Source organism: Anaeromicropila herbilytica (genome assembly GCF_016591975.1).
Classification (GTDB): domain Bacteria; phylum Bacillota; class Clostridia; order Lachnospirales; family Lachnospiraceae; genus Anaeromicropila; species Anaeromicropila herbilytica.
This window is the reverse complement of the sequence record NZ_AP024169.1, coordinates 2,361,192-2,375,809: the sequence shown is the minus strand read 5'-3', so window position 1 is coordinate 2,375,809 and position 14,618 is coordinate 2,361,192. Positions and strand designations below refer to the sequence as shown.

The window sequence follows — 14,618 nt, the reverse complement described above, 5'->3', positions numbered from 1 at the left end:
TATTTAAATTTTTATTTAAATAGATTCTACTACCTATTAACAAAAAAAGGGTTCTATAATAAATGTTGGGGTGTGTTAAAAACACACTTCCAACATTTTTGTTTTTATATTAAAATACATCTATATAAAGCCTCTTCACATGCCAACCGACCAAAGCTAACATTTTAAAGGAGGTATTTTATATAGATGCAATCTAATTGTAACAAAAATCTTTTAAATTTAGAAGGTGTAAAATTAAAAAGTGTGCAACACACTTTAGATGGAATTATTATCAAGATTGAAACCAATCCCAAACCTCAAATTTGTCCTTGTTGTGGAGCTGGAACATCTAAAATACACGATTATCGTTGGCAGAAAATTAAAGACTTACCTTTTCAGTTGTCCAATGCTTATTTATTGTTAAGAAAACGAAGATATGTATGTTCTTGTGGTAAACGTTTTTACGAGAAATATAGTTTTATAGCTAAATATCAGCAACGTACAACACGACTATCCTTCAAAATTGTTGAATTGCTTCGTTCAACCAACAGTATTAAATATGTTGCTTCCCAAACTAATGTCTCAATGAATACAGTAATACGTATTCTTGATACACTCTCGTATGATAAACCACATATTCCTCAATGCATTTCAATTGATGAATTTAAAGGGAATGCTGGTGATTCCAAATATCAATGTATTCTGGTGGATGCAAAGAAAAAATGTATTCTTGATATTTTACCGGATCGTACTCAGTCCCATCTTATTGAGTATTTTAAATCTTGCAGTCGTGATGAAAGATATCGTGTTAAATTTTTTATTTCTGATATGTGGCAACCTTATATAGATCTTGCCAAAACATTCTTTCCTAATGCCACAATCATCGTAGATAAATATCACTACATTCGTCAGGTTTCCTGGGCAATTGAAAGTGTTCGTAAACGTTTACAAGCATCCATGACACCAACTCTTAGAAAGTACTATAAGCGAAGTAGAAAACTTATACTGACTCGATATTCTAAATTAAAAGATGACAACAAAAAAGCCTGTGATTTAATGCTACAATACAGTGATGATTTACGACTAGCTCACAGGTTAAAAGAATGGTTCTATGAAATATGTCAGAGTAATAGCTATACATATCAAAGAACTGAATTTTGGGAGTGGGTAAAAAGTGCTGAAAGCTCTGGATTACACGAATTTGAAGCATGTGCAAAAACATATAGACGCTGGTCTGAGTATATACTTAATGCCTTTAAGTATGGATATACAAATGGACCTACGGAAGGATTCAATAATAAAATCAAAGTACTAAAAAGAAGTTCTTATGGTGTACGTAATTTCGAAAGATTTCGTACACGTATCATTCACAGTTCTATGTAAAAAAATGGTCGGTTTTCAAGAGGCTTATTTGTCATGCAAAAAAACATCTATTATAGAACCTAGTCATAAAAATAGCTCTATTGTCAGTGTTAGTGCGGGTGCAACGCACCTCACACCCCAACACTTGACAAAGAGCCAAAAAAAGCAACACCTATTTAAATTTTTTTTTAAATAGGTGTTGCTTTTTAACGCTCCAAGTGAAAAAACAATTTAAATCCTTATATTAGTTATATAGTGTATAGATATAATAACTATTTAATTTCTTTCATAGCCTTCTTATATGTAAATAACAAGAAGAGCATGCATACAAGCCATGTTGAAGGTTCCGCTATACTCACACCTAAGTATCCTAAATGTGATACCAAGAAGAAAGTAGCAAAACATTTCATGATTAATTCTATACTGCTAGAGAAAAGAGGTGCTATTTTTCTACCAATTCCTTGTAGTGAAGTTCGAAGAACCAGTAGTACTCCAAGTGGATAATAAAATGGCATGTTGATTCTTAGATTCATTACAGCATTTGTAATCACTTCATGATTCGTAGAGCCAGTAATTGCTTTTATTATAAATGGTGCAAATAGATAAATAAAGACCAAAGTAATGGTTGACCAGATAAATCCACATAGACAAGTCTTCCTAATACCCTCTTTAATTCTATCATATTTGCCTGCACCATAATTCTGGCTAACAAAGGTTGCATTTGCTGAGGATAGAGTAGATAAAGGCTGCATACAAAGTTCAACAATTTTTCTAGCGCCCGTATGTCCGGTAATAATAGCAGTTCCAAGACCATTTATCGCACTTTGTAACACAACAGAACCAATTGCAAAAATGGAATACATAAATCCCATTGATATTCCTGTGGTAAACATTTCAATAACTAATTCTTTCTCAAATTGAAAATGTCTTTTTGACAATTTCAATTCTGGGTATTTTCGAATTACTAAGCTAAAACACAAAATAACGGATAATAATTGTGATAACATAGTCGCTAGTGCTGCTCCACCTACCCCTGTTCGTAATCCTACTATAAATACAAAGTCTAATATAATATTTACCACACAAGAGATAATTAGATATATTAGTGGTGTTCTACTATTACCTATTGCTCTTAATAGTCCTGCAAACATGTTATATGTAATAGTTATCACAATACCGAACAATATGATTATAATGAATTCATACGCATCTCCTATGATTTTCTCAGGAGTATGTAATAACTCTAAAACTGGCATAATAAATATAGCTGACAAAATTGTAAATACTATGGATGCACTAATATTAAGAACAATCATAATTGCAAATGATTTTCTCAGTTTTTCTTCATTTTTCTCTCCAAAGGCTCTAGCTACTATGATAGCATAACCATTATTTAAACCATTTGCCATATTAATGATCAGGCTATATATTGCAGTTGTTGCTCCAATTGCAGCTATTGCATTATCACCAAGAAAATGTCCAGCAATAATTGTATCAATTAAGTTATATAATTGTTGGAAGATATTTCCTATAAAAATAGGTATCGCAAACTTTAATATTATTGTTAACGGCGTACCTGTAGTCATATCTGTAGTATTACTCTTTGTCATATGTGTATTGTACCTCCATTTCGTATTCTCTGGAATATATCCCTTCAAAACCCTTAACAAGTTTAAATCAATATAATTGATAAATCAATATTAACGGGAGAAAAGACATGATAATTATAAGATAATACATATATCATAAATATTAGAAATTTATGTATTAGAAATACCTGTTAAATATAAATTATATTGATTTTTAATACCGTTGTAATTACAACTCTCCCAGTTTATTACACGCAAAAAACATCTGACAAAAATCATATTGATTGCAATTATCAGATGTTTTATAGTTATTTTGTAAAGTATTTTATATTATTTATTCTATTTGTTCTCTTTATTTGTTAACATTATTTCTTAATTCTATTAATATCTAAACTATTAACTTATTTTATCTATCTAGCATTTAATTCTAATACCGTTTTAGCAAAATAATCATATATTTTTTGCGTAGTTTTTTTATTATAATGTAAACCATCATATAAACCATTACTGCGCTTTAACCAAAGATTTGATGATGTTGAATTATCACTAGCTTTAATTCCTATCACACTAGTTGTATTAATCCAGGTAATATTAGAATCTAGTTTTGTTTTTAAATATGTATTAAAACCTTTAATACCGTTAATTGGTAATCTATTGGTGATTGAGGAAATGTTAGATCTATTGTCTTTACCATAGTAATTAATAATTCTACCACGATCAACATAACCTACTCCAGCTACACATACTTTGCATTTTGCCCAATCAGTTTTTGCTAATTTATTAATAGCCTCAGTATAGAGCTCCCATGGGGCTTTCTTATATTTGCTATAAAGAGAAAACATGTCATAATCATTCACTCCAAGCCAAACAAGTATGGTATCGCCACTTTCCGCTATACTAGTTGCTTCAGCTGCTCCCTCACTAATAAACCAGTCATAACCTTTCCCTGGTTTTGATACGAAACGAGTCTCAATGTCATTTGTTTTAACCCATTTGCACATATTTCTCGTTCTTGAATCACCTACAATAATTAGCTTACCACCATAAACAGTTTTTTTACTTGAGGTTTTTGCTGAGATATCTGTTGAAGTTCCAAAGATACTGCTCAGTAATAATATTGAGATAATAATAAATATTGATCTTTTCTTAAATTTCATTTTCCTCATATATTCCTCCTTTACTTCTTTATGTAAACTTTAAGAAATAATATTCGGAAATTATGGCAAAATTAAGTCAATATTATGACGAAAAATTAAACTCTTACATTTCTGCACATTTCAGCTATTTTTACTGGATATTAATGGATCATACATCATGAATGCATGATTCTCCGCTACTACTTCATCCTTAATTAATTCACCATTAAGATGATATATTTTTCTACAAATGATATTATTACGGCTATACTTACTAAATAGTTCTTGTTTAAAATAGTGATCTTTTTCATAAATCTCATAAGTCTCAATAGGTGGTTTATTCGAAAGAATACAACCATAAAGTTGTGAATCTGTTAACCACAATTTCATTTGAAATGAAAGCCCCGTATTATTCTTTATCATGAGATCACGGTAATTATATACGCATGTAGCACCACTTCCAAATGGAAGTATTCGATTGCTATCTGGAAATACATCATAACTATGTCGATAACGTTCTGTAATTGTTAAAGGTGTATGTAGGGCCATCCAATATAGCATATTGGTTAGCTGACATAGCCCTCCACCAACTCCTTTTCTTAAATGACCTGAATCCAGAATAAGACCTTCTTTATATCCTTTTGCCCTAGTCGGCTTACCAAGCAATCTCCAGAATGAAAATGTCTCCCCTGGATGAATGACTATATTATTTATCTTAGAAATTGCTATTTTAAGATTCTCAACTTTATTATATTGAAGGAATAGTTCAACGTCTTTTAAATCACGAATTAGTGGCGTATGATGAATAATATATTCATAGTTGCAATCACTGGATAATGGCTTATCTTTTGAAAATATGTCAGGTCCTAGTAACCAATATAAATATCTTTTACATGTATAATACTTTTTTCCAAAATAGATTCGTAACCTTGAACGTCTATTGAATTGAAATGAATTCTTAATCATAATAATTACAATATTCGAAGCATTCCTTTAAATTAGATAATGTCAATTGTTTCACTCTTGTGTAATTCAAGTAGTGCTGTATTTTCTTCAAATAATTTTTGAGAACATGTTCGAATCATTTTCCCCTTTCTTGACCATTTTTGACTGTCTGCTTCATATTCATTATGAAAAATCATCTTCGATAAATTCTGAACTATTTTATAGGATGCATAACTATGTGAATTATTAATATTACAATCTGCTTGTGCTAAGAAATTTTTAAATAGTTTTATATTTGGATATTCTATCAACTCTGTAAGTTTTGCACGGTATTCCATATCTTTAGGATGCATTTTCTTGTACATTAGATTATCATAGGCGTGTTGAGCTTCATGTTTTAGATAAGATATCTCAAAATCAGGTTTTCCAAACTTATTCTTATATCCTTCTTTCACACAATATAGCGTTCCATTGTCTGTTGTCCATCCTCCAGTCGAAATCTTACCAAATGATATATAACTAAGCCATCCCTTTGAAATAAAACCATCTAACATATTAACACATATTAACAGTAAGTTCAAACGGTCTATGATGTAGCATTACTTTGTATGTAATAGGTGTTGTATCCTTCCATATATATGGCCCAAGGTATTCTTGTGTATATCCTCCTAAAAAACAATATCCTACATCGTTGAAAATAGATTCTATATGCTTCTCGGCTTCTTCAATTTTTTTACAAGGAATCATCAACGAATATAATCTATTGAATGTATCTATTAAATTACTTTCTGCAATAATAGGACTCACTTCATCGATGAACACTTCCTTGTAATATTGTTCATAAACGGAGAGTATATTCACTAATTCTTTATCTTTGGTATAAAACAAGCTTTTGTGACCTTGTGATTGAAATAGTCTATCATACTTTCTGACTAAATCCTTTTTTTCTTCAAATTGTTCCTAAATATCTTATAGCTTTTTTTAGCTGTCCCTTAATTAGATAACCCACAAAAATCTTTTTATTATATTGAGCATTTACCACAACTAATTCCTCTTTTCATGTATTTATATGAAATATTATATACATGCTTAAGAAGATAGACTATCAATCATTTGTTGAATTAAGCTCAACAGATAGTTGATGTGAAGATTCTCCTCGTTCCTTAATCAAATTTGCATCAAGAACCAGTCGATTTATAATGCCTTACTCCGACTTTCCAAAATATATAACAAGGAACTAGAAATAAGGATGCAAGCAGTGGTAAAAACATATACCAATTCTTCCCTCTACCTAGTAAATACAGAAGTGGATAATACTGAATCAATGCATATGGAACGATAAATGTACAGATCTGCAACATTCTTTTTCCATAGATACTGATTGGATATTTGCCATACTCTCTTGCTCCATAGATAAATACATTCATAAATTCTAGCCCCTCTGTAGTAAAAAAACAAAAAGCTGCAAAAATCAAAAAGATTCCTGTAAATACTAAGGTTCCTCCAATAAGCATAAAGAGAACCGTAAGTATCTTTTTATAATCCCATATAATATCACTACGAAGGATTCCATAGATAAACATTACAATTGCCTGTAGGATATGCCCAACTCTTGTGAATTCGATTTTACTACCTAATACTTGAAAGATCTCATTTCGAGGTCGAACCATAATTCGATCAAATTCACCATTGCTAATGGTACTAGAGAATGTGTCAAACCCTCTTGCTAAAGCTTCTGCTAAGCTAAATTCCATTAACATGATGCTAAAGCATAATAAAACCTCATGGAATCGAAAGCCGTTAACACTATGAAACCTTTGAAACATAAAATAGACACCTAAAAACATATTAAACGATACTAAAAATTGACCAATACAAGTTAAGAAAAAAGACGTCTTGTATTGCATTACCTGTCAGATCACCTGAATATATTCGAAGAGGAACATTTTGCATGGAGGCGAAAGGAAGTAATTCCATCCATCTTCTGATAGGATTTGGGAAAAACGGTAATGGGATTACTGCACCCGCAAAGAATTCTACCAGGGACATAGCTATCATTTTAACTCCCATAGCTGAGATAGTAAAAAAAGTTAACATATATATTATCATGCAAAATGCTACTGCTACAGAAAGTCCTAATATTAAAGTTAGTAAAAATAACAAAAAGGTTGTCACTGTTTTTGGAATCATTAAGCCGTATGGCTTAGGTATAAAAATTGTAATAACAAGAATGGGCATACAACGCAGTACCGCCCTTGACAAGCGGTGTGCCACACTTCTGCTAAACCACATGTTGTATATATCAATCGGACGACATAATTCATAAGCAATATCTCCATTATTAACCGATAGAAAAATCTCATTCTCCATAAACGTTACCATAAATAAAGCTAAAAATGCTTCTTGTAACCAAATATAGGAGGATGTTGCTTGCATTGTCATCGGAAATGCATTCGAATCAGATTGATAAAATGCTCGAAAAACGAGTATCTCCATAATCCCCCATATAAATTGAGTAAATATACCTGCGAGTGCTGCAGAGCGATATTGTAATCCCATAGAAAATCGAAGACGAAAGAAAGATAAGTATTTTCTCATATGCTTACCTCCTATATCTGATATTCATGATAAAGGTTAGCAACTGCTTCATCCATATTATCGCCATGAATTTTAATATCATCAATTGTACCGTCCATTAATACACGTCCCTTACCAATTAAGATAATTCGATTTGTTAACGCTTCAATGTCCTGCATATCATGAGTTGTTAGAATAACAGTAGTTTTATGTTTTTGATTCAAAGATTTAATAAATTCTCTAACTGCTAATTTAGATACAGCATCTAGACCAATTGTTGGCTCATCGAGAAATAAAATCTTTGGGCTATGAAGCAGTGATGCAGCAATCTCACAACGCATTCTCTGGCCAAGTGATAACTGCCTAGTTGGGGTCTGTAAGAGGTCTGATAAATTCAATAGGGAAGTTAATTCTTCTAGATTATCTTTGTATGTTTTCTCGCTAATACTATAGATGTCTTTTAAGAGTTGGAAAGAATCAAGGACAGGAACATCCCACCATAACTGAGAACGTTGTCCAAATACAACACCAATTTCCTTAACATGTGCAATTCGATTCTTCCAAGGAATCTGTCCATTAATCTTTACGATTCCTTCTTCTGGAGTTAAGATACCACTTAAGATTTTAATGGTGGAACTCTTACCAGCGCCATTGGGGCCGATATAGCCAACCATCTCACCATCTTCAATGGTAAAAGATACGTCATTTAGAGCTGACACTAGCTCGTACTCCTTATGGAATAGAGCTTTGAATGCGGACTGAAAGCCTGCATCTCGTTTAAAGACCTTATAAGTCTTGCTTACATGTTCTACTTTTATCATGTTTGCTTCCTCCTGGTAGTAATATTTTTAGAATATCTTTCCAAGTCGGTCCGCCTTCTTTGGATTTTGCCAAAGAAAACCGAAGGTTTAATATTTAATTGTGCAGGAATCATTATAATCCATATATTTGGAAAAAGAAAGTAATTTTTTGTATTAATTCATAAACAATAATTATTTGTAGAATTCAAAACATGGTTTTTTAACATTTGGACCTAAAATCCCAAGTATGATATTTTGTTATACAAAAATAAAAATCATACTTGGGATTGTCATTTTCTATCTCTATTCATCTATCAATTAGAATGTTGCCGCCTAATGTAATTGTCTATAGGTTAGCATATTCATCTCTCGAATAGAATTGTCTACCTTTTAGGTATTGTGGAATGTTCTTCTCTTCACCGTTTATTGTTATTTTAGCGAATTTTCTGGCTATTTCTAATGTGTATACATTCGAATCATACGATAATTTACCAATGCAACGAAGTCTAAGCTTAAGATTCTCAGATAATTCTGTTATATGGAATAAAGTAAGAAATCTCTTGCATCTTCCTTTGAAGGCTCTTTCAGGATCTAGATTATCTAATTCTTCATTATCAAATATAAAGTCAATATTAAATACTCCATCTTCCTCAGACAGATCCGTTCTGCAGAATTCTGCAACATATTGCCTATTTTGATTTGCTCTTGATATTCTTGAAAACTCCTCAAGTTCATCAATAAAGGTAAGAATAGCCTCATTGTTTGCTAAATCATCGATTCGATAGTTGCTATTTGTATGACTTGTAATAGAAGTTAGAATCTTCATCTTAGCGCTAGCATCAGCGAAATCTATATCATAGATATCAATATCAGATTTATTTCCATATGTAAATCTAGAATTGGTAAATGCTTTTAGCACTCTAGTTAAAAGAAATGCACTCATAATTCCGTGCTGATATTCTTCAAAGTCATTACAATAAGAAATGTATTTACTACGAGATTTCTTAAGCTTTACAATAACCTCTGAACTATTCTCTAATTTACTTATTTCATCTTTATTAAGATTTTTGATTCCTTCTTCATTGATTCCAATAAGATTATCATTCTCCAGCTTTAATACTTTGGACATAATTTCACCAAAATCATTTGAATTATCTTTACTACGAGCATTTACAGTTATATCATCCGTTAATATCTCAATAAAGCTATCGATATTACTTTTTTGTATATTATCATACTGAAAATTAAATTCATTAAAATTATTAATAGAAAAATATGGTAGTATTGTACGTATGGACTTATTAATTTTATTGATCTTCTTTAAAGGATAGCCTAAATCATGTGTTAATGCTGATATACAGTAAATAGAGTCTTGATATAATTCAGTTTTTAGAATCTCTCGAAGGGCATAGTCAAGTTTTTCAACTTTTTCATTAATTCCAGTCTTTTTAAATACTTCAAGAATTGATTTGAACATATTTTCATTTTTATAAACATTTTTAAATAAGAAACCGTATTCCTTTGATTTCATTACATATTCACCAAGAAAATAGACCCATAGGCAATGAAAAGTATGATCTCGGTAAAAAGAATCAGAAGCAAATATTAATTCCTCGAATTCCACATATTCATCAAAATAATGAAATAATTCATCATACCCCCTTTTATCTGGATCAATGTAACTCATAGCTGACTCAAATAACAATTTCCATAAAGCTTTTGATATTTCTATTTTTTCACTTAAGTTTTGGGCACTTCTTAAATTGATAATACTCTCTTTGACATTTGATTTAAAATAATCTTTACCCTTTAAAAAAGATATATTATCCTCATCAATTTCTTTTAAATAAAAATCTAATACTATAGTTTCATTAACGATTGACAAATTTAGTTCCTCCTTTAAGTATGTTGATTAGTTCACAAATTATAATACATTTTACCATATATTTCACTTATTTCAATTATTATGTATTATATAATATTATTTTTTTAATTGGAGGTTCAAAAGTCTTTCTCATTCTTTTTATAATAGAAAAAAGGGTGAACTAGTTATTCCACTAGCTACTTCACCCTTCTTACTTCTATATTAATAATCTCATTCCACACGAAAAGATAAATAAGTACTAAATAAATCTAAAATACCATATCCCCATTGCTTATTCGGATACGATATCGTCGGGTCTCTCTTAGCTCCTCTAATTAATAAATTTTTTGCTTCGGGTGAACTCATAGTAGGTAAGTTATTCTTCACAATGCCCCATTCTAGCAACATGGCTGCTACACCTGTTGTGTGAGCTGCTGCAACCGAGGTTCCAGTACTATATTGATAAGTATTCTTAAGTCCAGGACTATATATGTTAACACCTGGTGCTGCAAAATCTGGTTTCACAAGATTGAGTTCAGTAAATCCTCTACTTGCATCAATATATATGGAACCTGTCTGATGATTATAAGCAGTTACCGTAATAGGAATCAATGCATTACCAGGTGATGTAATTGTTGTATCAGGATTTGAATTTAGAAATTGTGTATCACTTGATATAAAAGTACGAATTGGTAACCAAATATTATAATACATTATTTTATTACCTGATCCGTATACACGAATTTTCCAAATGCCTTCTACTGGATTCACAAAACGAAAGAAGATAAGTTGCTTACCAGTACTTACTTCAAAAAGGACATAGTTAATTAGAAGTGTGGTATTCTCAAATAAAAAGTTAATTTCCCTTTTTTCATTAATCCTTGCTGGTATTCTTGAAATCGTTTCACCAGAAGGCGATGTTATCTCTACCGAATATAAATTAGGAATATAGCCCCATAATTCCATCGAAAAACCGCTAACATTTTTTCCTACTTTCAGTTCCACATTTTCAGATCCAACATTTCTATCAATCGTACCATAATAATGACTTCCTGCGTTACCTTCATTTCCAGCAGCGGTTACTACAACAGTACCTGGAGAATCACCATAATAGGATAAGACATCACTTAAAGCACCCTCTCCATCATGTAATCCAGATGAAGTACCAATTGCAATGCAGATCGCAATTGGTTTATTTTGAATCTGAGCTAGTTTCGTTAAGTATTTCACCGCGAACATAATATCCGATGCTTGGTAACAGACTGCATCTTTAGGAATTAAGTAGAATTCCTTAAGATAGTCTTTTGCAGGTTTTAATTTCACAACTGCGATCTCAGCCTCAGGTACAATTCCATAAAAATCATCTTTTTCAATTCTGTTTCCTGCAGTAATTCCAGCAAGCATTGTTCCGTGACCATTTTCATCTGTACTAGGAACAATCTCTAGTGGTTTGTCACTTGCAAGAGCTTTATTAATCTGTTCTCTTGTGTATACCGTTCCAAATGGAACATCTTCTGAAGTGGAATTACTCTCGATATTCTGATCCCAAATCGAAACGATTCGCGTCGTATTATCCGCATTAAGAAACACTTGATTGGTATATTCAATTCCAGTATCAATAAATCCTACTAAGGTGCCTGATCCGCGAAGTGCTAAACTAGGAACATTTTGTATCTTCAATATACCAGAAGCTTCAAGACTTGATGAATCGAGTAAGCCATAGCATTTTTGAGTGCTAAACCAAGTAAATCGATTGAAAATTTCATTTTTAAATACATTAACAGGAACATGAACAAGTGCATAAGTAGAATTAATAATGGTATAACTTTCATTTGGATCATATCCAGTTAATAGATTTAGATCATTATTATATCGAACTATTAGATCGGCATAATCATTACTTGTAAGCCTATTTTGTTGCCCATCACTCATTGGCTATCATTCACCTCTTAAAGTTAGAAAAGTATTATATAAATCTAATATACCATATCCCCAATCTCTATTAGGATAAGAAGAATTAGGATCTCTTTTAGCTCCTCCTATCAACATTCTTTTTATAATTAAGGTATCCATTCGTTCATAATTTTTCTTTATAATTCCCCATTCTAATAATAATGCTGACACACCTGCTACTTGAGCTGCTGCTATACTAGAACCAGTACTTCTTGTATATTGATTATTTAAAGTTGGACAATATATATTAACACCAGGAGCTGCAATTTCAGGTTTTACTTGATTTAATGCTGTAAATCCTCTGCTTGCATTTGTATATAAACTATTATTTGTATGACTATAAGCTGTAACAGTAATTGGATATGATGTATTGCCAGGAGATGTAATGGTAGTATATTGATCTGGTTTTACAAAAAAAGTATCACTATCTAGAAATTCTTTAATCGGTAACCAAATATGATAACTCATTGATAGATTGCCTGTTCCATAGATTCTTATCCTCCAGATTCCCTTTGTTGGATTTTTAAATCGAAATAAGATTCTTTCATTTCCAGTCTGTTCATCTAATATCTGAAATTCAAGATAAAGAACTGTACTTTCAAATAAAAATTTTATTTCTCTACTTTCTCTTATCTTCGCTGAGATTCTAGGAATATATTCACCAGATGGTGATAGAATATCAACCGAATATAAATTAGGAGGTGTCCCCCATAATTCCATAGTAAAACCTTTTGAATTCTCACCTACATTTAATTCCACAACGTCATATCCAACATTCTTATCAATCACCCCATAGTAATGAGAGCCTCTATTACCTTCATTGCCAGCAGCTATTATTACACCTGTTCCAACTTTCCTAGATAAATAACCTAACGTTCTAGCAAATGCACCTCTACCATCATGCGCTCCTTGTGATGTTCCAAGTGCAAAAAGAATTGCATAAGGTCGTGCTAATTTTTCAGCAACCTTCGCTATATATTGCACTGCAAACATAGGATCTGTTGTCTGGTAGCATAGGGCATTCTCTGGAATAAAAAAATAATCACGATAAACTTTTTTTGCATATCTTAGCTTCACTATAATAAGTTCTGAATCCGGTGCCACCCCTACAAAATCAGCCTTGGCAACAGGTGAACCCGCTGCAATTCCTGCTACTTGGGTCCCATGTCCATTATCATCTCTACTTGGTACGATATCGTAAGGATTTGGATTCTTTAATGCATCATTAATTTGTTCTCTTGTATATTCCGTCCCATAATAGAAACCTTCTGGTTCTTTTCCAGGAGTTTGAATTGTTTGATCCCATATTGATACAATTTTGGTTGTATTGTCTGCATTTTTAAAGACTTCATTTGTATAATCGATACCAGTATCTAGGATACCAATTAATGTTCCTTGACCGCGTAGTGATAATTTCGGTATATTTTGTAGTTTTGTAATTCCAGATGCCTCTAATGCAGTGGTATCTTGAATTCCACCTAGATATGGCAATGACGTCCATCCGTATTGTCTTATAAATTCTTGAGTTATTTCATTACCTGGAAGATGAACCATAGCAAATGTTTCATCTATAATTGTATAATTACCTTCACCAAATTTTTTAAGATAATTTAAATTACCGGAGTATTCTACAATAATATCTATATAATCATTGCTTAAAAGCTTGTTTACTGAAGATTGATTTTCATTCGAACTATTATTTCCATTGCTCATATGATCACATTCATGCAGAGTACTGTTATATCTATAATATGAAACATAAGTCTACTTATTACATTTATATTGAAAAATATAGGAATCCTATTTCTAAAATAAAAAATAGTGAAGATCGTCTTCACCATTTTTTATAATATTTTAATTTCTGTTAATAATTTTCGCAATTCATTTTATAATAACCTTGTAAATGACCACATACTGGGCACTCCTCTGGAGCGCACTCATCATATATAAGATTTCCGCATTTCATACAGATCCATATTGTTTTTTGTGGTTTACAGAATACCGTATCCGTCTTAATATTATTGGCTAATCTTTCATATCGATAGTCATGATGCTTTTCAATATTTCCAACTGAAGCAAATAGCTTACTGATTTCTGTATATCCTTCTCGCATTGCTATTTCAGCAAATTTCTTATACATCTGAGTCCATTCATAATGTTCTCCAGCCATTGCATCCTTTAAGTTCTCGTAAGTATCCTGTAGCTCTCCACCATCTAATACTTTCATCCAGATCTCTGCATGTTCTTGTTCATTCCCAGAGGTTTCATTAAAAATATCAGCTATTTGTTCATATCCATCTTCCCTTGCTTTATTCCCATAGATTCGATATTTTGTACTAGCTTTCATTTCACCTTCTAGTGCTTTTAATAAATTTTTATAAGTTTCACTATCTTGAAAATTCATAATGATCCC

At 31.6% G+C, this 14,618-nt stretch carries 13 protein-coding genes; 1 reads left to right on the top strand and 12 read right to left on the bottom strand.

Annotated features, from left to right (window positions below):
- Positions 1–186: 186 nt before the first annotated feature.
- A complete protein-coding gene (locus bsdtb5_RS09970; RefSeq protein ID WP_271712080.1) occupies positions 187–1,362 on the top strand; it encodes an ISL3 family transposase in 1,176 nt (391 codons plus the stop codon).
- Between the two features lie 251 nt (positions 1,363–1,613).
- Here bsdtb5_RS09970 and bsdtb5_RS09965 read toward each other — a convergent pair whose 3' ends face one another.
- The 12 genes from bsdtb5_RS09965 to bsdtb5_RS09910 form a co-directional block, all read right to left on the bottom strand.
- Positions 1,614–2,951, bottom strand: a complete 1,338-nt coding sequence (locus bsdtb5_RS09965; RefSeq protein ID WP_271715867.1) for an MATE family efflux transporter — start codon at positions 2,949–2,951, stop codon at positions 1,614–1,616.
- Between the two features lie 389 nt (positions 2,952–3,340).
- Positions 3,341–4,096, bottom strand: a complete 756-nt coding sequence (locus bsdtb5_RS09960; RefSeq protein ID WP_271715866.1) for an SGNH/GDSL hydrolase family protein — start codon at positions 4,094–4,096, stop codon at positions 3,341–3,343.
- A 111-nt stretch (positions 4,097–4,207) separates the two neighbouring features.
- Positions 4,208–5,032, bottom strand: a complete 825-nt coding sequence (locus tag bsdtb5_RS09955; protein WP_271715865.1) for a VanW family protein — start codon at positions 5,030–5,032, stop codon at positions 4,208–4,210.
- Positions 5,033–5,064: 32 nt separating this feature from the next.
- Positions 5,065–5,565 carry a hypothetical protein gene (locus tag bsdtb5_RS09950; protein WP_271715864.1) on the bottom strand — a complete coding sequence of 167 codons (501 nt, stop codon included), beginning with the start codon at positions 5,563–5,565 and terminating at the stop codon, positions 5,065–5,067.
- A gap of 1 nt (position 5,566) precedes the next feature.
- Positions 5,567–5,899, bottom strand: a complete 333-nt coding sequence (locus bsdtb5_RS09945) for a hypothetical protein (RefSeq protein WP_271715863.1) — start codon at positions 5,897–5,899, stop codon at positions 5,567–5,569.
- 290 nt (positions 5,900–6,189) lie between these two features.
- Entirely contained in the window at positions 6,190–6,837 is a 648-nt protein-coding gene (locus bsdtb5_RS09940; RefSeq protein WP_271715862.1) for an ABC transporter permease, read from the bottom strand.
- Between the two features lie 22 nt (positions 6,838–6,859).
- Positions 6,860–7,609 carry an ABC transporter permease gene (locus bsdtb5_RS09935; RefSeq protein WP_271715861.1) on the bottom strand — a complete coding sequence of 250 codons (750 nt, stop codon included), beginning with the start codon at positions 7,607–7,609 and terminating at the stop codon, positions 6,860–6,862.
- An 11-nt stretch (positions 7,610–7,620) separates the two neighbouring features.
- Positions 7,621–8,409, bottom strand: coding sequence for an ABC transporter ATP-binding protein (locus tag bsdtb5_RS09930; RefSeq protein WP_271715860.1), 789 nt, complete (start codon positions 8,407–8,409; stop codon positions 7,621–7,623).
- A 325-nt stretch (positions 8,410–8,734) separates the two neighbouring features.
- Positions 8,735–10,273 (bottom strand): hypothetical protein, encoded by a 1,539-nt coding sequence (locus tag bsdtb5_RS09925; protein WP_271715859.1) that lies wholly within the window; start codon positions 10,271–10,273, stop codon positions 8,735–8,737.
- Positions 10,274–10,483: 210 nt separating this feature from the next.
- Entirely contained in the window at positions 10,484–12,184 is a 1,701-nt protein-coding gene (locus bsdtb5_RS09920; protein WP_271715858.1) for a S8 family peptidase, read from the bottom strand.
- 6 nt (positions 12,185–12,190) lie between these two features.
- Entirely contained in the window at positions 12,191–13,918 is a 1,728-nt protein-coding gene (locus tag bsdtb5_RS09915) for a S8 family peptidase (RefSeq protein WP_271715857.1), read from the bottom strand.
- Between the two features lie 151 nt (positions 13,919–14,069).
- Positions 14,070–14,609 (bottom strand): rubrerythrin family protein, encoded by a 540-nt coding sequence (locus bsdtb5_RS09910; RefSeq protein ID WP_271715856.1) that lies wholly within the window; start codon positions 14,607–14,609, stop codon positions 14,070–14,072.
- Positions 14,610–14,618 lie beyond the last annotated feature (9 nt).